Source organism: Dyadobacter jejuensis (assembly GCF_003149085.1).
GTDB classification, from domain to species: domain Bacteria; phylum Bacteroidota; class Bacteroidia; order Cytophagales; family Spirosomataceae; genus Dyadobacter; species Dyadobacter jejuensis.
The window spans coordinates 479,820-503,879 of sequence record NZ_QGDT01000002.1; the positions used below are offsets into that span (position 1 = coordinate 479,820).

Annotated in this window: 17 protein-coding genes; 3 read left to right on the forward strand and 14 right to left on the reverse strand. The window is 46.9% G+C overall.

Features of this window, described 5'->3' with window-relative positions; all coding sequences use genetic code 11:
* Window positions 1-56 precede the first annotated feature (56 nt).
* The 5 genes from pdeM to CLV98_RS06080 all read right to left on the reverse strand — a co-directional run bounded on the left by pdeM (window position 57) and on the right by CLV98_RS06080 (window position 6,530).
* Complete coding sequence (gene pdeM, locus CLV98_RS06060; protein WP_109673395.1) at window positions 57-704, reverse strand: ligase-associated DNA damage response endonuclease PdeM; 648 nt, start codon at window positions 702-704, stop codon at window positions 57-59.
* On the reverse strand, window positions 694-3,141 hold the full coding sequence (locus CLV98_RS06065; RefSeq protein WP_109673396.1) for a ligase-associated DNA damage response DEXH box helicase: 2,448 nt from the start codon (window positions 3,139-3,141) through the stop codon (window positions 694-696). The genes pdeM and CLV98_RS06065 overlap by 11 nt, the downstream gene beginning before the upstream one ends.
* Window positions 3,142-3,166: 25 nt before the next feature.
* The gene (locus tag CLV98_RS06070) at window positions 3,167-3,769 is read right to left on the reverse strand and encodes a carboxymuconolactone decarboxylase family protein (protein ID WP_109673397.1); all 603 of its coding nucleotides are present in this window, start codon (window positions 3,767-3,769) and stop codon (window positions 3,167-3,169) included.
* A 39-nt stretch (window positions 3,770-3,808) separates the two neighbouring features.
* Window positions 3,809-5,038 carry a bifunctional alpha/beta hydrolase/OsmC family protein gene (locus tag CLV98_RS06075; RefSeq protein ID WP_109673398.1) on the reverse strand — a complete coding sequence of 410 codons (1,230 nt, stop codon included), beginning with the start codon at window positions 5,036-5,038 and terminating at the stop codon, window positions 3,809-3,811.
* Window positions 5,039-5,246: 208 nt separating this feature from the next.
* Complete coding sequence (locus CLV98_RS06080) at window positions 5,247-6,530, reverse strand: hypothetical protein (RefSeq protein ID WP_109673399.1); 1,284 nt, start codon at window positions 6,528-6,530, stop codon at window positions 5,247-5,249.
* A gap of 212 nt (window positions 6,531-6,742) precedes the next feature.
* Between CLV98_RS06080 and CLV98_RS06085 the strand changes: the two genes are divergently transcribed.
* The 3 genes from CLV98_RS06085 (at window position 6,743) to CLV98_RS06095 (ending at window position 10,170) form a co-directional block, all read left to right on the forward strand.
* On the forward strand, window positions 6,743-7,963 hold the full coding sequence (locus tag CLV98_RS06085; protein ID WP_229203242.1) for a DegT/DnrJ/EryC1/StrS family aminotransferase: 1,221 nt from the start codon (window positions 6,743-6,745) through the stop codon (window positions 7,961-7,963).
* Between the two features lie 150 nt (window positions 7,964-8,113).
* Complete coding sequence (locus CLV98_RS06090) at window positions 8,114-9,421, forward strand: DUF2254 domain-containing protein (RefSeq protein WP_158281202.1); 1,308 nt, start codon at window positions 8,114-8,116, stop codon at window positions 9,419-9,421.
* A 182-nt stretch (window positions 9,422-9,603) separates the two neighbouring features.
* Window positions 9,604-10,170, forward strand: coding sequence for a pentapeptide repeat-containing protein (locus CLV98_RS06095; protein WP_109673401.1), 567 nt, complete (start codon window positions 9,604-9,606; stop codon window positions 10,168-10,170).
* Between the two features lie 28 nt (window positions 10,171-10,198).
* Here CLV98_RS06095 and CLV98_RS06100 read toward each other — a convergent pair whose 3' ends face one another.
* From CLV98_RS06100 to CLV98_RS23385, 9 genes are all read right to left on the reverse strand, one after another.
* Window positions 10,199-11,464, reverse strand: a complete 1,266-nt coding sequence (locus tag CLV98_RS06100) for a DUF2264 domain-containing protein (RefSeq protein ID WP_109673402.1) — start codon at window positions 11,462-11,464, stop codon at window positions 10,199-10,201.
* A gap of 34 nt (window positions 11,465-11,498) precedes the next feature.
* On the reverse strand, window positions 11,499-12,377 hold the full coding sequence (locus CLV98_RS06105; protein ID WP_109673403.1) for an alkaline phosphatase family protein: 879 nt from the start codon (window positions 12,375-12,377) through the stop codon (window positions 11,499-11,501).
* A 139-nt stretch (window positions 12,378-12,516) separates the two neighbouring features.
* Window positions 12,517-13,365: a glycerophosphodiester phosphodiesterase family protein gene (locus CLV98_RS06110; RefSeq protein ID WP_109673404.1), complete on the reverse strand. Its 849-nt coding sequence runs from the start codon at window positions 13,363-13,365 to the stop codon at window positions 12,517-12,519.
* A 60-nt stretch (window positions 13,366-13,425) separates the two neighbouring features.
* Window positions 13,426-15,204: a purple acid phosphatase family protein gene (locus CLV98_RS06115; protein ID WP_109673405.1), complete on the reverse strand. Its 1,779-nt coding sequence runs from the start codon at window positions 15,202-15,204 to the stop codon at window positions 13,426-13,428.
* A 213-nt stretch (window positions 15,205-15,417) separates the two neighbouring features.
* Entirely contained in the window at window positions 15,418-16,773 is a 1,356-nt protein-coding gene (locus CLV98_RS06120; protein WP_109673406.1) for a PhoPQ-activated pathogenicity-related family protein, read from the reverse strand.
* A gap of 24 nt (window positions 16,774-16,797) precedes the next feature.
* Window positions 16,798-18,078 (reverse strand): hypothetical protein, encoded by a 1,281-nt coding sequence (locus CLV98_RS06125; RefSeq protein ID WP_109673407.1) that lies wholly within the window; start codon window positions 18,076-18,078, stop codon window positions 16,798-16,800.
* An 88-nt stretch (window positions 18,079-18,166) separates the two neighbouring features.
* Window positions 18,167-19,810 carry a SusD/RagB family nutrient-binding outer membrane lipoprotein gene (locus tag CLV98_RS06130; protein WP_109673408.1) on the reverse strand — a complete coding sequence of 548 codons (1,644 nt, stop codon included), beginning with the start codon at window positions 19,808-19,810 and terminating at the stop codon, window positions 18,167-18,169.
* Between the two features lie 36 nt (window positions 19,811-19,846).
* On the reverse strand, window positions 19,847-23,263 hold the full coding sequence (locus tag CLV98_RS06135; RefSeq protein WP_109673409.1) for a SusC/RagA family TonB-linked outer membrane protein: 3,417 nt from the start codon (window positions 23,261-23,263) through the stop codon (window positions 19,847-19,849).
* A gap of 502 nt (window positions 23,264-23,765) precedes the next feature.
* Window positions 23,766-23,927: a hypothetical protein gene (locus CLV98_RS23385; protein WP_158281203.1), complete on the reverse strand. Its 162-nt coding sequence runs from the start codon at window positions 23,925-23,927 to the stop codon at window positions 23,766-23,768.
* Window positions 23,928-24,060 lie beyond the last annotated feature (133 nt).

Here is a 24,060-nt window from a genome sequence, read left to right on the forward strand (position 1 = left end):
AAGATATCCTCAGCCTGGTTAAAAAGCCGTGCCAAAGGCTCCCCCTGAACCAATGTCTATCTATTACTCACTTCGAAAACCCGCTCATGGGTAAGCATAAATATCCTTCTATCTCGTATTTTGGCTATCCGATGTCCTCCGGTAAACACCCCGAAGCTTGGCAATATGGCTTGGTAGGGGTCTACCACGAAACAGGGGGAACTAAAATGTTGACGACCCCGGCCTACTATTAAAAATACTGGATGAATATGCCCACAAAAAACAAATTGGTCCTGATTCCACTCCGTCTTCGGAAAATGGGTAAAAACAAAAGGCCCTACCACATATTCGGCTTCATAAACCTCCAAGTTGGCCTGTTCATAAAAACTACGGTCGAAGGAGTCGTGATTGCCCTTGACCATCACCATCTGAGTGGACCGGAAGGTCTCACGCCATACCAAGAACGCTTCCCATTCGCTGTTATGCTTGCTATGAAAGAGATCTCCCAAAAAAATAATGCGCCTAGCCTTCGTCCTGGTGAGCAGATGGGTAAGTCGTTTAAAATTATCTTCCGCTGCCAATGGAGGCACGGCAATTCCTTCCTTTCTAAAATGAGCGATTTTCCCTAGATGCAAGTCGCCTATCAATAGCGTATGGGTATCCTCCCAGAAAATAGCCTTATCGACCAAAAGGGTGAAATCATTATCGTGTATTCTAATTTTCATGGCTGTATTGTTGGAGCATCTTATCGATACGATCCTCCAGTTTTTCTGAAGTTAACTGCTCCCTCAGTCGATCGACCATAATGGGGAAAGCCAAAGGGGTCGGCTTGGCGATTTTCATAATGCGGATCTGTTGGGCGGCAATTCGGGTAAGTGCTACCCGCATGCGCTGCTCCTCCACTTGGTAGGTAAGCACCTCCTGATAAGCTTGTTGAATGAGAAGATTACGGTCTTCATATTTCGACATCACCGTAAACAATAAGGAGGCAGAGGCTTGTAGATGCCGGGCTTTTTGATACTTGCCAGGATACCCTTGAAACATGAGGCCCGAAATAGCGGCGATTTCTCGAAACTTCCTACGCGCCATCTCCGTAGCATTGACACTTTGGTAGATATCGTCCACCAAATGATCGGTCGAAAAAAGGGCATGCTCTTCTAAAAGAGCCGCTACGTCCACATATTGGTCACTCAATAGCTCGAACCCGTAGTCGTTCATGGCCACCGTAAAGGTAATAGGACTAAGCCTGCTGAGTCGGTAGGCCAACAGGATTGCCATTCCTTCGTGCACCAAACGCCCTTCGAAAGGGTAAATAAAGATATGATATCCTTCCCTAGTCTCACCTTGCTCTATGAGCAAGGTATTGGCATCGGGTATCAGCGAGCGGCGAGCCTGAAGCTCTAGCAAGGGCGCTAGCTTAGTAAATTCTTTTTCCTTGGACGGATTAGCCTGCGCTTCGGCTAGTCGCTGGCGAATAAAGGCCGATAGCTGCGACGACAGCGGCATGCGTCCTCCTGCCCAGCGTACCAGCATCCCTTTTTTTGCTGTGGCCTTTTTTACCATAACCGTCATTTCGTGGAGTCGTAGAAACTCCACCGACATCCCCCCGAAGAAGAACACATCGCCAGGCTTAAGACGGGTTACGAAGGACTCCTCCACCTGGCCCAGATAACGCCCCTGTTGGAGCTTTACCTTTAGCGACGATTCGGAAACGATGGTTCCCATACTCAACCGATGTCGAAGAGCGACTTTCCTGCTTAAAACCTGATATACTCCGTCCACGAGCTCCACTTTTTTGTATTCGTCATAAACCTGTAAGGAGGAGCTCCCCGTGCTGACATAGCCTATTAGCCATTCCCATTCGGTACGACTCATCAACTGATACGCAAAAGTCCGTTTTACCTCTTCATATAAAGTACGCTCCTGGAAGCCATCGCCTACCGCCAGGGTGAGCATCCACTGGGCCAGCACATCGTAGGCCTGCATAACCGGCGGGCGGTCCTCCAGCACATTGCGCTCTACCCCATCGCGTAGGGAGACCGCCTCTATCAGCTCCAGGGCGTTGGTAGGGCAAAAATAAATGGTACTCGTGGCGCCAGGCTGATGGCCACTACGTCCTGCCCGTTGAACAAAACGGGCAATGCTCTTCGGGCTCCCCACCTGAACGACGGCCTCTACGGGACGGAAGTCGACCCCTAAGTCCAGACTCGACGTACAGATCACCAGCTTCAGACGCTCCTGATGCAAGGCGTCCTCCACCCAGTCCCTTATCTCCCGGTCGAGCGAGCCATGATGAAGCGCCATAATCCCCGCAAATTCGGGGTAACGTTCCAGAATAGTCCGGTACCATATTTCTGTTTGGGAACGGGTATTGGTAAATACCAGCGTGGTACGGTGCTGCTGTACGACCTCAACCACCTGATCGACCAGCTTGATCCCCATATATCCACTCCAAGGCAAGGTTTCTATTTTTTGAGGAAGTATGGTTCGTACCTTCAGGCGTTTCTTATGGCTGGCTTTTATCAGGACGGTGTCTTCCAAATTTGCCTGCGGCCCTATCAACACCTGCCGTGCCTGGTCAAGATTGCCAATCGTAGCCGAAATTCCCCAGGTCTGTAGCAGGGGGTTGATCGCCCTGAGGCGGCTTAGGGCAAGCTCCATCTGTGTTCCCCGCTTGGTACCCATCAGTTCATGCCATTCGTCGATCACCACGGTATGCACATTTTTGAAGGTGGTGGACGCGTTCTTTTGAGAAAACAGCTGATGCAAACTTTCCGGAGTAATAATGAGGGTATCGGGCATTCGTTTTTTCTGCCTTAGCCTATCCTGGGAGTGGGTATCGCCCGTTCGGATACCTACTTCCCACTGAAGGTTCATTTCTAGACATGCCAGCTCCATATTGCGATGAAGGTCCTTGGACAAGGCGCGAAGCGGGGTAACCCACAGTACCTGAAGGCCTTTCCTCGTCTTAGGGGCATTGATATGTCGGATCAGAATCGGCAACCACAAGGCATAGGTCTTGCCGCTGCCAGTAGGGGCATTTACCATCCCACTAGCACCAGCCAAATAAGCGGCGGCAGCCTTCTTTTGAAAACTAGCCCATACCCAATTTTTGGACTCCAACCACTGGTCTACCACTCGATGCCCCCGACTCTTCCCCAACGCAAATACAGATTAAATTTTAGTACTATTCATATTGATGTTTGCCTACGCTCCATCCGTCTTTAGCCAATAGGGCTTCACCCGACGCCACAGCCCCGGGCTCCATTTCGGTACCCATAGAATCGTTCCAGCGGTTCAAAAACCCAAACAGGGCGATCACCCCGAGCATCTCCACAATTTCTCCTTCGTCCCAATATTGACGCAGGTTGGTGGCAATGGCGTCGTCGACCCCGTTGGGTACGGAGGCGCTAGCAATGGCAAAGTCGAGGGCGGCCTTTTCGGCCTCCGTAAAGGCCGAGCTGGACTGATAGCTCCACACCTGATCGAGCTGGTCTTGGGAAGCCCCGTAGCGCTCGGCAGCCCGAATGGTATGCGCCTGGCAATACCTACAGCCGGTAACATGGCTGGTAACATAGCCGATAAGCCTTTTTAGCGCACTGGTAACACGCCCCTGATTTTCCATTACGGCCTTGTTCATTTCAATAAAGGCATAGGCGATCCTGGGACGGATATGCATGGTTTTTACACTATTAGGACAAAATCCCAAGGTTTCGTCATAGAAGGCTATTAATTCTTGCAAGTCCTGGTCCTCGGAGTCGGACTTAGGAAACACGAGTGGTCTTTTCATCTGTATTGGTTTCTATATTTTAATTTCAGCCTATCATCTCTAGGCCTCTTTTTCTAGGAGTTCCGTTTCAAACACCACCTTACTCTCCAAGGTTTTATGAACGGGACATTTGGAAGCAATTTCCATTAAACGTTGGCGCTGTTGCTCATCCAAATCTCCGACAAATTTGAGCTTTTTAGTGATATGATCCATAAACCCTTTTCCTTTTTGGTCTGGATCGAGGTCTTGCTCATGTTTTTTGTCGTGGGTAACATATACATACAGCTCCTCCAACGGCCATTCTTTGCGCTGAGCATAGAGCTTCACCGTCATAGCACTACAGGCTGCTAAGCCAGCCACCAGTAGGTCGTAGGGAGAAGGCCCAAAGTCGTCGCCCCCCACCGAAGCGGGCTCATCGGCTACTAGCGTGTGATGGGCCGTTTGAATGGTGGTGGTAAAGTTATTTTCCTTGAGGTTCAAATGTGCTACCAGCTGTTCTCCTACCGGATCGAGCATTTGATTTTTTTGTTGTGGGATATAACGATCCACCCACATGCCGATCATATCTCCCACATAAGTGCTATCTTTTTTATCACTTAAAAGGTGGTCAGCTCCATCCAAAGAAACGAAGCTTTTGGGGTGGTGGGCCAATTGGTATATCTGATGAGCATTCTCAATGCCTACCGTTAAGTCCATAGGAGCGTGAAAAATCAACAAAGGTTTGCGCAAGGAGCCGATCACCTGATCCATATCCGATTGCTCGAGTTCTTTGATAAACCCGCCGTTAATCTTAAACGGGCGGCCGCCAATGCGCACTTCCGCTTCCTGCTCGTCGGAAAGGTCGGTCACCTGATCGATAAATAGGTGCTTTACATGGTCGGCTCGGGCTGGTGCACCAATAGTAGCGACCGCCTGTATATCGGCCAGTTGGCTGGCTGCCACCAACACCGCGGCTCCTCCGAGTGAATGCCCCACCAGCAACTTAGGGGCTCCGTAATGCTCCTTCATGTATTGGTGAACGTCGATTAGGTCACTCACGTTGGCTGAAAAATGACTATCGGCAAAGCTACCCGCACTCTTTCCTAAGCCTGTAAAGTCGAAGCGAAGTACCCCAAATCCATGATTGGCCAGCGACCGGCTGATGTTCCTAACAGCATTTAGGTTGCTATTACAGGTAAAACAGTGGGCAAAAATGGCAAAATGATTGGGCTTTTGGTTGGCAGGAAGTTCTAAATAGGCATTTAAGCTATGCCCATTCCTATTCTTTATTTCGATATTTTCACTTTTCATATTTAGTATGTTTAATCACGTAAACGCATTTGGAGTAACTGTCGTAACAAAAGTCCCATTCCTTACATTTACCAAGATAGCTTAATTGTTAAAGCTACCGAATTTACTACAATTATTGAACCATTCTTTGATAAACCCCTTTACGTATGCCACATAAAAAAGCCCCATTCCAATTACTGAAACAGGGCATGATAAATTCTATATTCTTTTACTCAAACCGATTTTGGGCATGGTGTAATACCCCATGAGAACTTATGGCCACTGCAGCAAATAAGGCGATTACGGCCAACACAAAAACCAAATTGATACCCCAGCGAGACCAATTGAGCCTCCTCGAACTAAAGGTGACACTATACTTGTCGATCCACAGCCCGATCACGATTAGATTCAAGAAATAGAGATATTGCTCTATTCGGTCGGTACTCAGAAAGGCACCGGTAATCAGTAAACTGAGCACTGCATAAAGGCCTAATTGACCTAGTAAAAACCTTTTGATGTCCTGCAGTTCGACTGAAATGACCAACGCCTTATTTCTGATATAAAAATAATACAGCCAAAAGCCCGAAGAGAGCAGTACCAACAACAAAGCCCCCATTTGGACATTTCCTGCCAAGGCCTCTATATTGGAAGAGGGCGCGAGCTCGGTAACCATTTTGGTCACCCGTTCGCTCCCGAACGACTGCTCCCAAACGATAAAGGGAATAGCCAGGGTTAATAGCACCAAAGGGGTGAGCAATTTCTTTTTTGACACGACCGCATCGGATTGAGGCCAATCGGTAGTGAAGGTACCATACGCCATGCCCAGTCCACCGAAGAAGCCTATAGCGTACTCCATCACATTCCAGAAGTTAAATGGAATTCCAGACTCCCGGCTAATTACCTGAATAAAATTGCCAAAGGCGAAGCCAAAGCCAGCGCCGAGTCCAGAGAAAATAGCCACACGGATGGCCCCTGTATGACCATGACGGAACATATACCAGAACAAGGCGACCGTCATGCCGAAGCAGGCCGCCCATGCTTCGGAGCGAGGGGGGGTCATCTTCCAGCCCATTTGTTCTACGATAAAATAATAAAAGATAACGGCCCCGACCGTCATTTCTACGATTACCTGTGGCCAGTCGACCCGCTTATCTGCCCGGTCCGACAACACCAACCCGAACATCCCCCCACCGAGCAGTCCGAATAGGCCGCCGATTACAAACAGCATTCCCAAGCCATAATACGCATTGACGAAGGACGAAGAGTGTCCGTAGCCCACTACCATGCCATAGCTGATAATGCCCCCGACGCCCCATCCAACGGCCGAAGCCAAAGAGAGTTGTAAGGCTTTGGCATACCAGTCGGCACGCCTTGCTAGGAGTACAATGGCCAAAGCGCCGATGCCTCCAGCCCAGGCGGCCCCTTGTTCGTGGCCAAACTGCCCTCTAATGGCCCAGGCAGTAGCTAGGCACATACTGGCTAGGACCAGCGCTACTAATTGTTGTCGATTCATCGAATATCAGGATAAGGGTTTGAGTTAGTTGATACGCTAAATCATGATTACGAAGCACTTCCTAAAATAGGCTATTGATAATACGCTCCCCTAAAGGGTCGAGCCCCTAAAATCCACTAGAAGAAGCCCCCCCAATTCATAGGCGTGGCAATAGCCCAATAGCGACGGGTTTGCGTATTATAACAAAACTTTACTATTACATTCTTTTCTCCATGATGGACACAAAACTGGCCTTTTACGGCGGCACCAAAGAAGTACAAGCACCATTTAACTGGCCGGTATTCGACCAACGGGAAGTAGACGCCGTAGCCGAAGTAGTACGTAGCGGACAATGGGGCAATCCCGACTGTGGCGACTTGGTGGCCCGTTGTGAGGCCGAATTTGCGGCTTATTGCGGTACCCAATATGCCGTTTCTTGTGTCAACGGTTCGGTTTCCTTGCGGTTGGCTCTTATAGCCTGTGGGGTAAAACCCGGCGATGAGGTGATTGTCCCTCCCTATACTTTTATAGCCACGGCCTCCACGGTGATCGAATGCAACTGCGTACCCATATTCGTAGATATCGATCCGGAGACCTACAACCTGGATCCTACACGAATAGAAGCCGCCATTACCGATAGAACGAAAGCCATTATCCCTGTTCATTTTGGAGGACAGGCCTGCGATATGGACGCCATCATGGACATTGCCCAAAGGCATAACCTACGGGTGATAGAGGACGCTGCACATGGGCACGGCGCCGAATACAAGGGACGCAAACTTGGGTCCATTGGCGACGCGGGTAGCTTTAGCTTTCAGTCCTCCAAAAACCTCACCTCGGGCGAAGGAGGTATGGTCGTCACCAACGACAAGGAGTTGTATCTGATGATGCGCTCCCTACGCAATGTGGGCCGGATTGAAGAGGGCCAGTGGTACGAACATTATAACCCAGGCTGCAATTACCGCATTACCCAGATGCAAGCCGCCCTGCTTTCCAAACAACTCGAAAAGCTAGAAGAACAGACGCAAACAAGGAATAACAATGGGCTCCTATTGAACCTCTTACTCGCAGATATCAATGGGATTAGCCCCTTGACCAGAGGCCATGGAGAGACCTTGCATGGCTACCATATCTATATTTTTAAATACGACCCCATCTTTTTTGGCAACACGCCGAAAAATCAATTTGTAGAAATGCTTGCGGCCGAAGGGGTTCCCTGTTTTAAAGGATATCCGGAGCCCCTCTACAAACAACCTTTGTTTCAGAACAAAAACTTTATGTGCTACGCCATACCCGAGGAGGTAGACTATACCCAAGTGGAATGTCCAGAAGCCGAAAAAGCCTGTTACCAGGATGCCGTATGGATCTTGCAGAGTGGGATGCTCGGAACATCCGACGACATAGCCTCCTTTGCCAAGGCCATCGTGAAGATCCAACTTGCGCTCACTGCCTAGGAGCTAGCAAAAGAGCCGGTTCCTTTCCTGCAATTTTTAGGGACTGCTGTGAAATATTCGTACCTTTTCCAATGTCAAAGCTTAGGCATATGAATGCCAAGAGGTTGGCATTGGAGAGGTAGTTTTTACAACGAGAAACCGGTCAAAACAATGAAAACCAAGATTAAGTACTTTTTGGATGCTTTACAATCCAGCTTTTGGTTTCTTCCATTAATCATTATTTTTTCGGCCATAGGCATGGCCTTTCTCTTGTTATATATCGATAGCCAGTGGTCCTACCTTCCTACTTCTGGCTTGGTTTGGTTTATCCTCTCTGGGGGTGCCGAATCGGCCCGAACGGTACTCTCGACCATTGCCAGTGCCATGTTAGGCATGGCCACCACGGTCTTCTCCATCACCCTGGTAGTGCTCACGCTGGCCTCCTCACAATTTGGCCCCCGACTTCTGCGCAATTTTATGTACGACCGGCTCAACCAAGTCGTACTGGGTACCTTCATCGCCACCTTTGTCTTCTGCCTGATCGTCCTGAAATCCGTTCACTCTGAGAATGATTATTTATTTGTGCCCAACTTATCCATTCTATTTGCTGAGCTCCTAACCATTGCGAACGTCATCCTCCTGATCGTGTTTATTCATCATACATCCGTTAGCATCCAGGCCGACAAGGTTATTTCCGATATCAGCGAGCAGTTGTCCCACTCGGTACGTAAAGAACTCCCCAGCACGCAGACCCTTAACAGTACGGAGGAGCGAAAGAGCTTCGAAGCTTCGAAGGAAGGGTATCTCTACCGAAAAGAAGTTCGTAATGAAAAAAATGGGTACTTACAGGCCATGGATTACGAAAGCCTGGTGGAGCTGGCTCAGGATCAGAAACTATTAATCGAATTGCATTATCGACCAGGCGATTTTTTAATCCCTGGCATGTCTCTAGCCTTAATGAGCGGCCAGAAGCTCGTTACCGATGACCATGCAGAGGCCGTGAAAAATGCTCTGATTATGGGAAAGATCCGTAGTCCTGCTCAGGATGTAGAATTTGCCATCCATCAGTTGGTCGAAATTGCCGCCCGGGCCCTTTCACCCGGAGTGAATGATCCGTATACCGCCCTGACCTGCATCGATCGGCTGACCGTTCCCCTCTCGTATTTGGCCCAAATACATTTTCCCAGTGGCTATCTATACGACGATGAAGCACAAATTCGCTTAAGCACCAAAAGGATCTCCTTTGCGGGAGCCATGGACGCAGCCTTTAACCTCATCCGACAATATGGAAGTGGAAGTCCTACCATTTTGATTCGACTTTTGGAACGCTTCCATACCATGTATGTGCTTACAGACCACAAAAGCCATCAACAAACCATCCTGCGTCATGCTAAAATGGTCCATCAGGCAGGAAAAGACTCCATCACAGAGGGTAATGACCTGCAGGATTTGCAGGAAAGATTTGGAAGGTTCCTATAAGGGGGGATAACCCTCGATACCTAATCGACAAATACTATAAGTAACCCTTCAAATTCGGATTCGTATAAAAAAGCCTCCATTACTTAAGCCTATGGAGGCTTTTTTAATAGCATTAAAATCTGAATTCCGGATAGGCCTAGACCCGTTTTTTACCGATCTTTAGGCGCTGTTAATACCTACTTATGAATTATTACGACGATCAATCATTTAACTCCCAGGATTTCACTCAAGTACCCTTGCCCAAAGGCGAGTATGACTCCTGCACCTTTACAGGTTGCAACTTCTCGGAATGTGACCTAACGGGGTTCACCTTTGCCGACTGTACCTTCGATGGCTGCAACCTTACCATGGCCAACCTCTCCAAGACGGCCTTTAAGGATGTACACTTTGACGAATGTAAGCTCCTGGGCCTGCATTTCGACAATTGTAATACCTTTCTGCTGCATATGACCTTCCAGGATTGTCAGCTCAACTTATCCTCCTTTTATAGGTTAAACCTAAAGAAAACGACCTGGACACGCTGCTCCCTACACGAAGTGGACTTTGCGGAAGCGGACCTTACAGGAGCCACCTTCGACGATTCAGATCTCTCAGGGGCGATATTTGACCGGAGCATCCTCGAAAAATGTGATTTTCGATCGGCCCAACACTTTCAGATCAATCCAGAAATCAATCGGATGAAAAAGGCGCGCTTCTCAGCATCGGATCTGGCTGGCCTGTTAACACAATACGACTTAAAGATCGACTAAAATACCTGATGACCTCAAGGGCATCGCCCTAATAATCCACCTTATAATCTTTCTTTACACTTTGCCCTGACCATGCTTTTACAGAGGTCCAAGGCGCTGGAGGATCGGTCCAAAAGCGATGATTAGCCGGCAAACCTAAGGTCAGAAAGCCCAGTGTAGCCATATATAAGCTACCCGTAGAAGTGTAGTAATCCGAGATCTGAGGCTGATGCCCGTTAAAACCTATGACCAGCCAGCCATTTTCATCAAAATTCTGGTCGCCTTCGTACAACTGCTGAAATACCTTGGTCAGCGCACCGCGTACTTGGGCTGGTTCTATATTTTCCGGAAGCTTTTGTAATAGGGCCGTTTGGGCCAACACTTGAAACGCCCCACTCCGATAGGTAACCGATCTCCCAAACACGGGAAAGGTGCCATCTGGAGCAATAATCCTTTCTTGAAATTCGGCATGTCGAGTCATCCTTTTCACAACCAACTGAAAATCCGTATCGGAAACCCTGTTTTTATTGTGAAGAACGGTATACAAGTCTACCAACATGGGTTGAACCACAAAAGAATTATAATAATCCATACTAAATAAGGAGCCGTCCGAATACCACCCGTCGCCGACATACCATTCTTTGAACTTGTTGAGTGCGTATTGTATCCGCACTGGATCGGGCTGCTCACCAATACTTAACAAAAAGCCTTCGGTGATCCCCGAAAATAGCAACCAATTATTATAAGCCCCCGCTTTGGTTCGCAGCGACTTAAAATTATCGATATAGCTTTGCTTGGTCTTCTGGTCCAATGGCTCCCAAAGCGCTTTGGGAGCACGTACAAAGGCATGGGCTAAGAAGGCTGCATCGACCAATGGCTGTGGGCTCTTGGTGTCGAACTGGATATAGTCGGGATTGGCGGGGTCGCCAGCATTTTTGAGGGCCTGTAAAACCTTCATACGCAATTGTTTCCGCAGGGTTCCCTCTGCTGTATGATCATCGGGCAGTGCCAGCCATGGGGCTACACCGGCGAGCGTCCTTCCTAAGGCCTCTAAGTAGGTAACTTCCCTGGCATCACCGTTATACCCGGGCCCCTTTTCGATAGGCATGTTCTTTTTTAGCGTCCCATTGGCCAGGTTGTCAATGACCGGATTAGCTATTTTATATAATGCATTCACCCATATTTCTCTCTGGATCGCCCCTGATTTCGGGCTGTCTTCTGTATTGACTAACTGGGCATAACAGACAGAGCTACCTATGCATAAAATGCCAATTAGGCTGTAAATTTGGATCCATTTAATAGCTAGTAATTTCATAGTCAAATCTGGTTTAGGAAAGACGCGCGCTCTTTTATTCAAATACGGACAAAACGGGCTTTCCCCTCCAAGCTTGGGGATCGGTAAGTCCCAGGATCCAGGAGATCGTGGCGGCAGTATCGTAGGTCATGATCACGTCCTTGATTTCGTGGTTCTTCTTCACTCCTGCCCCAGCGATAATCCAGGGAATGGAGATTTCACCGAGCGATTTACCGCCATGTCCTTTTCCAGCCCCGCCATGATCGGAGGTTACCATAATGATGGTTTCATTTTCAATGCCCGCCTTTTTGACGGCCTCAACGATCCGGCCAATTCGCTGGTCTACATATTTCAGTTCTTCATTATAGGCAGGACTCATAAAGCCATCGTTATGCAGCTTGTTGTCGGGCGCGCTGAGGTGGATAAAGGTGAGCAAAGGTTTTTCGCGCTCGATGATCACCGCCGCGGTATCGGCCGAGAAGTCGTCCGCACCCGTTGCAATAAAATCGATAGCCTCCTTTTCGATCAGATATTGGATTCCACCCCAGGTATATATGACGGCTGTTTTGGCTTTGGGCTTCTGGTCCCTTACTACGCTAAAGATGCTGGGGAACAGGCCATATTTTGTTTTTAGAACAGGTTCGATTTCTGGAACCTTACTCCCCCATTCGGTAAAGCCATGTTCGGTGGGGCCAGCGCTCATGAGCAGCGATGCCCAGTTCACCGCACTAGAGGAAGGCAGTACCGTGCGGGCCGTCAAAGACCAGGATCCCTCCTTCATCAGTCGCTTGAGTACGGGCATCTCCCCGTCGGGTATGGCTTTTGCCCCCAAGCCATCGCACCCTATCAACACAATATGTTTTACTTGTGGTATTTGGGCCTGTGCCGTAGCACAACACATCAACAAAAAGAGTACTGGTACTAACTTTTTCATAGGTTCTTATTAGCTTACTGTTTTCTAACCAAAGGACAGATCATACTGGCTCCTAAAAGGTAGCCAAATAAAAGGGTGACCGAAAATAAACACCTCCTATCCCAGAGCTCCAAACCTTAGGGACAGGAGGCATCCTAATTTACCAATGCAGCCCTTTGGCTTTTAAGGCTTTCAAAAGCACTTCAGGCTCATCGGTTTGTATGATATTGGCTCCATGAATGGTCAATTCATCGATCACTTCTTCAATTTTCCCCGCTCTAATCTTCTCATCAGATTTGCCAAGGGCATTGATCCAAACCCTGGCATTATTCTTCTTAATGAGTTTGGTTACCGAAGGAGTATAAAATTTGGGATCGATATGCACCACCTCAGGGTCGAATAGATGGATGGCAGAGTCGGCCATGGCCTGGTTATAGGCACGGGGCATGATCATAAAGCGCTCGTCGACCTGATCGACCAGCTGCAAAACTTCATAATCGCTATCGAAAAAGAAAACGATGTCGCTAGTGCCTGTTTTACGAATCACGTCAATCACCTCTTCCATCCGGTCGGTTTTAAGGTCGAGGTCGATCATAATATGCCCTTTGGCTAGGGTAAGCACCTCTTCTAAGGTAGGGATTTTTTCGTCGGTAAGCTCTCCTTTATCCACCAGGCGCAGCTTGCGGAGGTCTTCAAAAAGCTGCTCTTCCAAGTCGCCCTTCCCGTTGGTCGTGCGGTCGATCACCCCGTCGTGCATCAACATCGGGATACCATCCTTACTCACCTTGACGTCAATTTCTAAGATATCGATTCCTAAGCGAATCCCTTCCTTGATAGCCGGGATGGAGTTTTCGGGAACATGGTTGTGAACGGCACGATGGGAAGCCACCAGTACCGAGGTGGAATGGGTATTCAAGAATTCCTGCCTAATTTTCGAAACGTAATCCTGGGCAAACCCCGGACCTACTTGTACTAGCAAAAAGAAGGCACATAAACTAGCTCTAAACATAACAAAATTTTTAAATACCCCTCTGTTTGTTCTTGTAAGTCCAAATCAGAGGGGTCTATCTTATTTTTTAATGATCAATTCATCTTTAATTTTCCCTTCAGGATCCAAAGAGCCGTATACCAAGGTATTGCCTTTTACCTGCATATGCTGGTAAAAGGGGCCGTCGGGATAGCGCACTTCGGCATATTCCTCTTCGGGCCACTCTTCCTGATGATCGGGCAGGCCGATAGACATCAAATAGATGGTCCCCTTGGATGGATCCGAAACCTCCTGATTATTATACATGGGCTTGGTTCGCAGGTAATAATGCATATGACCACTCATCACCATATCGACATGGTATTTATCGAACAGAGAACACCATTTTTCACGAATGTCGTCGTAGGGTTCTTCCAGGTTATAGGGAGGAAAATGAAACATCACAAATTTCCAGGTAGCCTTGGTATTCTTTAGCTGCTCCTCTATCCAGGCGGTCTGCTTGTCGTTGGGCTGGGTACCGTCAATCTGAAGGTATAGGGCATTTTGGTATTCGAAGGCATAGGTAACCTCTTTAGGGACATCTATAGGCCCATTTTCGGGGAGGCTAAACATTTCTTCGTACATCCAAGAGCCAAGGCCATCTTGGCTGTCGTGGTTACCAGGAACCGGCATTAGCGGCTTGTATTGAAATACATTCCCAGAGTTATCCCACAACTCGTCCCATTCGCTGCGGTGCAGTCCGGTACTTACCAGGTCGCCGGCTATCGAATAGAAAGCCGCCTCAGGATGCCTTTTGAAGGCCTTTTGAGCCATGACACCCCACTCAGCCGAGTAATGAGTATCGCCGAACCAAATATAAGAGAAACCCTTATCCTCAGCCGGTTCGGTAGAGAAGGTAGCCGTTGTCGACCATTTCCCACCAAGACTACCCGCCTGATACTGGTATAAAGTACCTGGCGTAAGATCCTTCAATTTGGCCGTAAAACGATGGATATACCGATCGTTCTGTAACAACCGGTCTTCCATTTTAAACAATGAAGCCTCTTGTTTCAAGGTATCCTTCTGGCCTTCTATCCAATATTTCACCAAGCCAGTGGGCACCGTAGTATTGGTTCTCCATTGGATATTCATCGTCGTTTTGGGATCCCCACTCCAGGTTTGCAAGAGCTGGTCGGGCTGGTCGGTAGAAGGATGTATGGTGTTCCGAAAGGCTTTTACCAAATGAGCTTCCCTTGCACGCCCACGAACGGTGGTAAAAAGCACCTGGCCCTCAAGTGCCTCAGGAACCTCGTCCAACACCAATTCGTCCCAATCATGGTAAACGAAAGCGCCTTTCTTCATGGTGATTTGTCCGTATTCTTGGGGGACTACGTTGGTAATCTGCAATTCATCCCCTTTCTTCTGCGGCGCCACTGAAATAAAGTAAACGGGACGATGCTTATCGAAGCCGTTAATACCCAAGCCTACGGCCCCTTTATCGAAGTCCTTTTGCCAAACCTCGTAGGTCGACATTTCGTTCTTCACCTCCATATCCGTTTTTTTAAAGCCCTTTTGTTCTATCCAAAAAGGAACCACGGCTTGGCTTTTATCGCGCATTAGCGAAACGGTTACGGGCACATTGGCGTCGAAATTCAAAAATTGGGTTGCCAACACTTCCAAATCCTCAGGGCCTATATAATTCATAATAAAGGCCTCTTGAATGGTGTCTAGCTGAGTGGGACTCATGTCGGCATAGAGCCTGGTCACGGTTTCGTCTATGACGTTTTTCACCGTTCTACCAGATACCTTTTCAGTAGGCTTACAGGCCTGCCACATGACAGAGGTCAGGGCAATTAAAAAGGCCAATTTAACTATTTTCATATCTTGAATGTATTTCTGTGCTTGCAGGCAAATACCTGAGACAAGGCGTTTGGAATAATCAGTATTTAAAATAGACCTTATCACGACCGATTTAATAGCAAAGCTAGGAGTAGCACATTTCGGTAGAAAATCTTGTTCGGAAAACACCCAACGGCCCAAAAGCTGTCGGTTGCCACCATAATCGAGTCGTGATAAAGTATACTAAACGATGGATTAAAGAACTTGTTTGTCCGTCGTCAAAAACACCCGCGTACTTTCGGTATAGGTATCCCCATGAATGTCCTTGTATTTCAGGTCGACATAAAAAGCCTTAAAACCAGAAACGGGCAGGGCTTCGGTCACCACAATTTTTGATTTTTTCTTGATATCCAGACTCTTACTGGTCCAGGTATCGTTTCTCAAATCCTGATCGGGAGAGGTGGCGGACCATACGATCACATCGACCAATTTGTCGGGGGTGGTTTTAATATTAAGTTTTACCCCTTTTTTGGTCAAAGTATGTGACCAGTCGCAAACGTTATAGGGACTGCCCGTAAGGGTAGCACCAAAGAAGGAACCCAGGGCTTCAATCGCCTGCTTACCGCCATTCAGATTATGACCAGCATTGGGCACGTAATGAAGCATGTTGTTACCGGGGATGTCTTTGAGGTAGTTTTTTATATTATCCACCACCCAGTACTCATCGTTAGTACCCATAAATATCATTTTGGGCATGGTAAGTTTCTCCCGGTACGAGTAAGGGTCTATCATGGTAGTAAGGGCCCTTCCATCGGCACTACCTGTGGACTGGGGTATACCCAACTTTACGTAGTCTTCGATCTGAATGCTGTAGTCCCCCCAAGAGGTCATCTGATAGTCGAGGCTAATGGGCATGTTCAATACATCGATTACCATAGGAGCAATAGCGGCTACGCGCTTATCGCTGGCACCCGTTAGCCAGGTGGTCCAGCCTCTTTTGGAAGCTCCCGAAATCACAAAGCGATTTACGGTATGGTTCAGCTCGGTCTTAGCAAACTCCTGAACGGCATCCATGGCCCTTACGGCACTTTTCACCATCGGGAATAACAGGGGCCAGCTGTAGTCATGATCTTTCTTAAAGTTATGAAACGTAAAGGATATCAGTGCATCCTCCGTCAGATCCCCAAAGTTGGGCTGGTTGGGTGTTTGACGCAACATCGCCACAATCGCCTTGTTGGTCTGCGATACTTTGGCCAAGGCCAGGAGGGTTTTATCCTCTTTGTTCTCATTCCATTTGGGCATACCATCCTTATTGGCACCTCCAGTAATGAATACCAAGGCTCCATCGTATTCCGTCTTAGGGGGCACTACCACAGTAAGTTGATGCGTCCAGGTAAACTCCCTCCATTTTTGCGAGGTAAGCAAAAGATTGTATACCGTCAGATCTTCTAGCTTATAGCTGTCTTTTATGGTCCATTTAAAAGACTTATCTCCATTATTCAGATAGCTTTCTAGGGCTGTTTCGGGAGTTATCGACTCTTGAGCCACCGCACCAAATGTGCAGACGAACAACATACCCAAAGCGAGGGTCAAGGATTTTATTTTATTCATAATCAGTAATATATTTATTGGATGTTATTTTTTGGTCTCGTCGGGGGCTGGGGCCTCTTGAATCAACTCCAAGGCCTCTTTGATATAAATTTCACCGGTTTGTTCTCCTAAACTGGTACGGCTTACATATTCATATCTTTTAAAACTATTGAAATCGACTTCGGTAAGGATGTAGCCAAAGGCATCGTTGGTCAAGCCAAACAAGAAAGGCTGCTTCCCTTTCATCTTTCTCTTGAGATAGTACCCAATATTGGGCAAGGCTTCGCCCGGAATAGTGAGGATCTGCGCAGACCCTATATTGACCAGGTTGACCTGCGTCCGGGCCACACCTGGCTTAGGAATCTTATATTTCAGGGGCGATTTGCTAAGGATATAATTCATAACAGGGGAGTCGATGAGGAAATCGACCGAACGGGCGGTTATGTACAGACTAGGGTCGGTTTGCAAGGGAGCACCCGATACGATCCTGAGGGCTTCATCGGCCAGCAAATTACCGATACGCGTGCATTCGGCATAGTCATTGGCTTCTTTTCCACCTTCCAGGCGGTTGTCGGCGGTAACCATTCCACCTTGGGCTCCATTCATAAACAAGGCCATACCACCCGTTTTTGTTTCAATCCGATCGTATAACGGGCCACATAGATCGGGGCTCAAGATGCCCCTTCCAGCACCGATCACTTCGGGGTGAATGGCATAATTGACCAAAGTAGCGATGACTTCCCCCTTTTTGTTTCCCGTTTTACCCAAAGCCTGTATCACACCACAACGGGGGTCGTAAAGCTCTGGTGCATAGTAATTATAGGCAATTTTCCCTTTGGCTTCGCCAACGGCCATGCGTAGGTCCACGGGCTGTTTAGTAGCGAGGGCTTCATTGACGGCGTCCGCTACTTGACGAACACAAAAATCGAGATAGGACTGATCGGCAAAGGTTTCTCCCTTTTCGTTAGGAAAACCATAGGCATCGGGCCCGCTGTGTGTATGTGTGGAACCTATTAATATATTTTCTTTGGGAATATCCGGTATCAATGCCCGGGAGAGATCGCCTAAGGCTGCAGGCCAACCGAGGTTATCAATATTGACAATGGCGACCCGAGTAGCACCTTTTTCTAAAACCATGGCCCTTACCGACAAGGCACCTTCCTGCTTGGTGGCAGGCTGTGGTGTACCAATTCCTCCAGAAACGGGGAGTAGTGGATTGGGGGTAATGTCGCGCTTGGCGGCACCGAGCTGAAGTGATTGAGCCCATAAGCCTCCCGAACAGAGCAATACGAGGCAGAGGGCCAGGAAATTTTTGATCTTTTTCATTAATAGGATGGGTTTCCTTATTAAAAGGACTGAGGCTGCCCAGTAAATCCCAGCAACCTCAGTCCCAAACAACTTATTCAAACCATTATTACCAAGGCAAGTTGGTACCTTTTACCAGCCATTGCTTAGACCAGGCACTATTTTGTTGGTCTGCCTGAGAGAATGAAGTAATCTCCAATTTACTCATAGCAGCGGCCGCATTGGCAGCGTTGATAGACAATTCATCGACCATATAGTAGAAACGTACGGGAAGTGCATCTCTTTTGGCCGCGGGCCCCGCTTTCAAATTAGGAATACCCGTACGGCGGTAGTCGAACCAAGCTTCGGTGGCTGCAGTCCAGCTGGCGATCCACTTTTGTTCAATAATTTGCTCAAGGGTATTGTCAAAGGCAACGCCATCGCCGGCGATATAAGTAGCATAATCGCCGCCTACCGTCCAAGTGGACAGAGAGGCTTTTACTCCCGCTTCGTAGTATGTCTTAGCGGTACCACCTACCGACCATCCTTTAAGAGCGGCCTCGGCAAGGATAAAATTCACCTCAGCAGCCGAGATAAGTCTTGACTTCAATAAATCCCCAGAAGCCTCCATGTATCTTTCATTCAAGAACGACACGTGCGGATTACGAGAAGTTTGACCAGGAGTAGGATTCAGGTTGTAAATAGATGGGAGGGCCGAGTAACTTGGAGGCATCCCCACATATTCAGGGTCGGTATCGATGTCTGTGCTTCCTACCATATCGGTAGACAAATAACGTTTTCCATCGATAATCTCATCGGTACCATCAGGTAAAGTAGGATCATATACCAAAGGTATTTCAACTTTGCTGGCCCAAATTCCCAAACGAGGATCATCCAACATTTGCATTTTTTCAACCAAGGTAGCACACATTTTTATTCTTCTGTAATTGCTACCACTGGCATCGATTACCGCATTTGCTGGCCAAGAATCATCGGAATTATTACCTGGATAAGACATGGTTGCATCGTCGGCCATACTGGTGATGATGGGATATTTGGCAGGGTCGCTCATAATCTTTTCTATTCCAGCCTTCGATAATTCAGGCAATTTGGTAGAAATACGTAGATAGTAACGCAATAGGAGCGAGTTCGCCATTTTACGCCATTTGGTAGGATCTCCAGCGTAATACACATCTACCTCATCCACAATTCCTTGATACTCTGATTTGGATTTGGAAAGTAAAGTAGCAGCCGTCTCCAAGTCAGCAATAACGCCTTTGTAAATCACCTCTTGATCATCATAAGCGGGAAGGATGTCCTCTACCGCTCCTGCCTCGCCTTTAAGGGCATACGTATAGGGAGCATCACCCCAGAGGTCGGTAATAAGGCCAAACATAAAGGACTTCATCACCAATGCTACTCCTTGGTGAAACTCAAAATTGTTTTCTACGGCTCTTTGATAGAACAGGTCATTGTTTCTCAATACGCCGTAATAGTCGTTCCAACTCTGGCTACCGCCCCAATCGTAATCGTTATGGGAGCTAGCCCAGGCATCCTTTTGGGTATGTTGGACCACACCCGCTATATCCTGATAACCAAGATTGGTGTATAACTTGGCCGCTGTGGTTAATACCGTGGGCATGATCAAGTTAGGATTCACCGTCTCCGGTGCTACCCCATTGGGGTTTTCGTTGATCTCCGACAAATCCTTGCACGAAAAGGCAATCATAGCCAGGGCAAGAAGGGAGAAAATTGTACGATTTAAATTTTTCATAATGGTTTATATTAAAATAAACGAGAATTGTATTTTTTAGAAAGTGAGACCTAATCTGAAACCTACAGGAATCACCCATGGTGTTACGTTATAACGCTCGATACCTTGCTTGAACTGCGTTCCTGCCTGAGTACCAGATTCTTGCTGGAAGGCCATTTCAGGATCGATTCCGATTTTGGCTTTGGTCCACAAGATGATATTACGGCTATACACCCCAATATTGGCGCTTTGTACACCTATTTTCTTCACCAATGCCGAAGGAATATCATATCCGATAGAAACCTCTCTTAGCTTAATAAAGGAAGCATCGAAGGTAGCGGCACGCATAAAGTCCCATGGGTAGTTGTCACCATAAGGGATGATTTTGGTACCGGGGCCACCCAAGTTTTCAGTATAACCAGTAATATTACCTTCAGAATCGTATTCGGCAATTACCCCAGGATTGAATACCCCGTAGTCATAGGCATTTCCACCAAACTCAAATGGGAAACCACCATATTCGGCAGTAGGTCCACCTACAATATTAAATTTGTTCCCATTCACCCGTACCAGATCGTTCTCCACCAGGTGGTTACGAAGGGCATCTCCGCTTAATCCGTTTGGATTGATCAGGTTATCGAGGAAACGTTGAGATTTCAAATCCGACTCGCTGTAACGATAGGTCTGCGATACGAAATTACCACCATTTCTCCAGTCGAAGGTCAAGTTCAAGCTAAAGCCCTTATAGGAAACTGAAGTTTGCATTCCCAACATAAAGTCTGGGTTGAAGTTACCAATTTTAGTTCTGGTATTGCTCCAAGAAACATCTTGCCAAGAGCCGTTATCATCCAAAATAGGATATCCATAATACGGAGAGCTTTCATCGGTAACCGTTACCAACTCGGCATCATACAAGTCTCCGATTTGCTCACCAACATAAGTTCTAGCACCCCCTTTGGCATCCGACCATAGGGTATAGAAATCTAGGCCATCCGACAATTCTTTGATCGTCGTACGGTTTCTGGACCAGTTGGCGTTGATATCCCATCTCCAACCGTTGCGGTCGATAGGTGTACCCCCAAGTTGTAATTCAAGTCCTTTGCTTACTAACAAACCAGCATTGATATTCTTAGAGGTAAATCCAGAAGAACCAGGCAGCGTAGTAGGGATAATCTGGTTGCTATTCTCTACCATATAGTAAGTACCCGCAAAGCGCAATTTGTTTCTAAACAAGTTAACATCTATCCCTGCTTCATAAGAAGTGGCGATTTCAGGCTTAAGATCGGGTAGAAGAATGCTTCCCGACTTCGTTAAACGGGTAATTCCATCCCATGAACCGGCATTTCCAAGTGTTGCCAACAAGCTGTAAGGGTTGGTATCGTTACCCACTTGAGCTACACCACCACGAAGTTTCAACAAACTAACTTGGTTCGAAAATGGAATCATTTCGTTCAAGAGTACACTTAAAGAAGCCGAAGGATAGAAATAAGACCTGTTGGCTTTTGGCAAAGTACTCGACCAGTCGTTACGAGCGGTAACGTCCAAGAATATCATATCCTTATAGCCGAAGTTAGCCAATCCATATACACTGAATACTGATTTTTCATAGAAACCACTTCCATACACCAAATTGTTGGTGGCGATATTTGACAGGTTGTATAAGCCAGGAATTACCAAGCCTGTACCATTACCATTTGCAGTACTCGTATTTCCATTTCTTTGATAACGTGAATTCCCCCCGGCCGATACCGAAAGACTAAAGTCGCTAATATCGCGCTGGTAAGTAGCCAAGAAATCGGCGTTTCTTTCGTAGCTGTTTAGGTTGATAATACCATAACCTCCACCTACTTGGTTGGTATAGCTATTTCCTATTTGGATCTGGCGCTCTTCCCGGTAAGTATCCATGGCAAAACGGCCCATCACACTTAAATGAGGCGTAATTTGATAATCGGCTTTCATATTACCGAAAACACGATCCCGGGCAAAGCTGTTATTCACCTCGTAGGCCAAGAAATAGGGGTTGTTATAATCTCCAGGTCCTTGTGATAGCTGCTGTATCCCTTCTTGTCCGTCTACCCAATAGTTTCTTAGGTCACGGATATCGATATGGGGAGAAACGGCATAAGCCCATTGCAGTGGGTTGGTTCCCCTGTTGGACGAAGGCCTGTTATTGGAGTTGTTACGACTGAAGTCGATATTTGAGCTTAAAGTCAATTTCTTGCTCAACTTCATCGAAGTGTTTAAGCTCAACGAGTTTCTATATAGATCAGAATTGGGTACGATCCCCCGATTGGTCATATTGGAGTACGACAAACGGTAGTTCATCAAATCGGTGCTATTCGAAATAGAAACCCCGTTAGTAGTTGTAATTCCAGTTCTAACGAAGTTTTTAACGTTATTAGGATGCGATACCAAAGGAGTGGCTATTGGGTTACCGTCGGCATCTAGCGGGCTATTCCATTGGATGGCATTATAACCTTTGTCTAGCTCCGGTCCTACCCCTCCTGCCGAGTTTTCGTCGATCACCAACACACCCCCTGGGTACGGGTTTTTATCTGGCGTAAATGGCAAAATACCCGTAGCAAACTGTGAGTGTAAATCAAGGAATTTATATGGCTTTTCAAAAACAGTATTAGAGTTAATCGATACCGTCATCTTCTTCACATTAGCTCCACTCTTAGTAGTGATCAACACCACCCCATTACCGGCTCTAGAACCATACAAGGCGGCAGCACTGGGGCCTTTCAAGATAGATACACTCTCAATATCGTCGGGATTCAAACTGGAGATAGCATTTCCAAAATCGACCCGGTTGTCGCTACCCACCTGGGTAATGTTGTTCAGGGTATTGGCAATGGGGACACCATCCACCACAAACAAGGGCTGGTTATCGTTACTCAACGAAGTAGCTCCTCTAATAACCATACTCACCGAAGAACCGGCACCGCCAGTTTGGCTAATGGTAACCCCAGGGACCTTTCCAGATAGGGAGTTCAATACGTTTTCTTGGGCAACACGGCTGATATCCTTGCCATCTACCTTGCCTACAGAATAACCTAAAGAACGTTCCTCCCGCTTAATTCCAAGGGCCGTTACAACCACTTCATTAAGTGTTTCGTTGCTTTCTTCTAGAGTCACATCAATTACCGATTTAGCTCCAACGGCTACTTCAAGGCTTTGATGACCAATAAAAGAAAACACCAATATGGGACTAGCAGACTCACTTACTGAAATACTAAAGCTACCATTGGCGTCGGTAGAAGTACCCAGCTGCGACCCTTTTACGACCACATTGACACCCGGTAATGCGCTACCATCCCGCTTAGATACGACTTTCCCGGTGATGGTTCTATCGGCAACATGCACCCCCCCATTACTGGGAGCGGCCATCAGAGACGTTGTTTGGAAACCAGCCAGCAAAAGCAGGATGGCCCAACGCCTGAGCGAATTCTTAAAAATAAAACTTGTTTTCATATTGAGTGAGATGAATAAGTAAGTAAAAATGGATAGTCGGATTTAAAGTTTAAAAGTTGGTACTAGATTTAAATTGTCTTTTCTTTTTGTACTCATCAGTCCTATGCCCGAAACGCCCCCTTTCCAATACAAATCCATACATCGTATCACAAAGAAGAATATTTACATTTTCGTCAGCGGCTCTTTCAGAGACCTGTATTATCAAATTATTAAGATTAGTTTTTAGTGTATTTTATTAGAAAAAATATTCTATTAGGATAACCACCTGTTTACCAGTTTTATTTACCAATATACTAGGCTTAGCTGAAAAAAGACTATTCGATAAATTGAATTTTTGAATTAAATATTTTCGACTTTAAAACTATAACCGACAATTAAAAAAATGCAAAAACTATATTTATAAATGACTTTTTCTTTCCCATCAGAGAAGAATTTTATGCCCCAAAGCACTCCAGAAAACCACCATACGATCCTCCAGTCGACAAGGCCTCTGGGCAATGTTTCAGTCGTTATTAGCTCCATCAATCCGTTCTCTCTTGCTCACCTGTAACAAGTGGTTGAAATAGTTTTCAAGAATGTCCGAATAATGCTTTTCTTGTTGCACATCCCGAAGCCCTTCTATAAACTCTGCTAATTCATTGGCTGTGAGCTCATTGTTTAGCATTTTTTTGATCAATATTTCTGCCCTTGTCCTTGACATCGCGTTAGTGTCTTTGTATGTCTATCATACTCGGTCCCTCAAATAAAAGACTACTTTGTTTCATTATTATTCTGGTTTTATATTCAAAAAATATAGG

What these genes read in the sequence shown, in the direction of transcription:
- CLV98_RS06100 (WP_109673402.1), bottom strand. Translation starts at nt 11,464, where the DNA reads ATGAAATTACTAGCTATTAAATGGATCCAAATTTACAGCCTAATTGGC.
- CLV98_RS06115 (WP_109673405.1), bottom strand. Translation starts at nt 15,204, where the DNA reads ATGAAAATAGTTAAATTGGCCTTTTTAATTGCCCTGACCTCTGTCATG.
- CLV98_RS23385 (WP_158281203.1), bottom strand. Translation starts at nt 23,927, where the DNA reads ATGCTAAACAATGAGCTCACAGCCAATGAATTAGCAGAGTTTATAGAA.
- CLV98_RS06090 (WP_158281202.1), top strand. Translation starts at nt 8,114, where the DNA reads ATGAAAACCAAGATTAAGTACTTTTTGGATGCTTTACAATCCAGCTTT.
- CLV98_RS06070 (WP_109673397.1), bottom strand. Translation starts at nt 3,769, where the DNA reads ATGAAAAGACCACTCGTGTTTCCTAAGTCCGACTCCGAGGACCAGGAC.
- CLV98_RS06095 (WP_109673401.1), top strand. Translation starts at nt 9,604, where the DNA reads ATGAATTATTACGACGATCAATCATTTAACTCCCAGGATTTCACTCAA.
- CLV98_RS06080 (WP_109673399.1), bottom strand. Translation starts at nt 6,530, where the DNA reads ATGAATCGACAACAATTAGTAGCGCTGGTCCTAGCCAGTATGTGCCTA.
- CLV98_RS06110 (WP_109673404.1), bottom strand. Translation starts at nt 13,365, where the DNA reads ATGTTTAGAGCTAGTTTATGTGCCTTCTTTTTGCTAGTACAAGTAGGT.
- CLV98_RS06135 (WP_109673409.1), bottom strand. Translation starts at nt 23,263, where the DNA reads ATGAAAACAAGTTTTATTTTTAAGAATTCGCTCAGGCGTTGGGCCATC.
- CLV98_RS06125 (WP_109673407.1), bottom strand. Translation starts at nt 18,078, where the DNA reads ATGAAAAAGATCAAAAATTTCCTGGCCCTCTGCCTCGTATTGCTCTGT.
- CLV98_RS06085 (WP_229203242.1), top strand. Translation starts at nt 6,743, where the DNA reads ATGATGGACACAAAACTGGCCTTTTACGGCGGCACCAAAGAAGTACAA.
- CLV98_RS06105 (WP_109673403.1), bottom strand. Translation starts at nt 12,377, where the DNA reads ATGAAAAAGTTAGTACCAGTACTCTTTTTGTTGATGTGTTGTGCTACG.
- CLV98_RS06120 (WP_109673406.1), bottom strand. Translation starts at nt 16,773, where the DNA reads ATGAATAAAATAAAATCCTTGACCCTCGCTTTGGGTATGTTGTTCGTC.
- pdeM (WP_109673395.1), bottom strand. Translation starts at nt 704, where the DNA reads ATGAAAATTAGAATACACGATAATGATTTCACCCTTTTGGTCGATAAG.
- CLV98_RS06075 (WP_109673398.1), bottom strand. Translation starts at nt 5,038, where the DNA reads ATGAAAAGTGAAAATATCGAAATAAAGAATAGGAATGGGCATAGCTTA.
- CLV98_RS06130 (WP_109673408.1), bottom strand. Translation starts at nt 19,810, where the DNA reads ATGAAAAATTTAAATCGTACAATTTTCTCCCTTCTTGCCCTGGCTATG.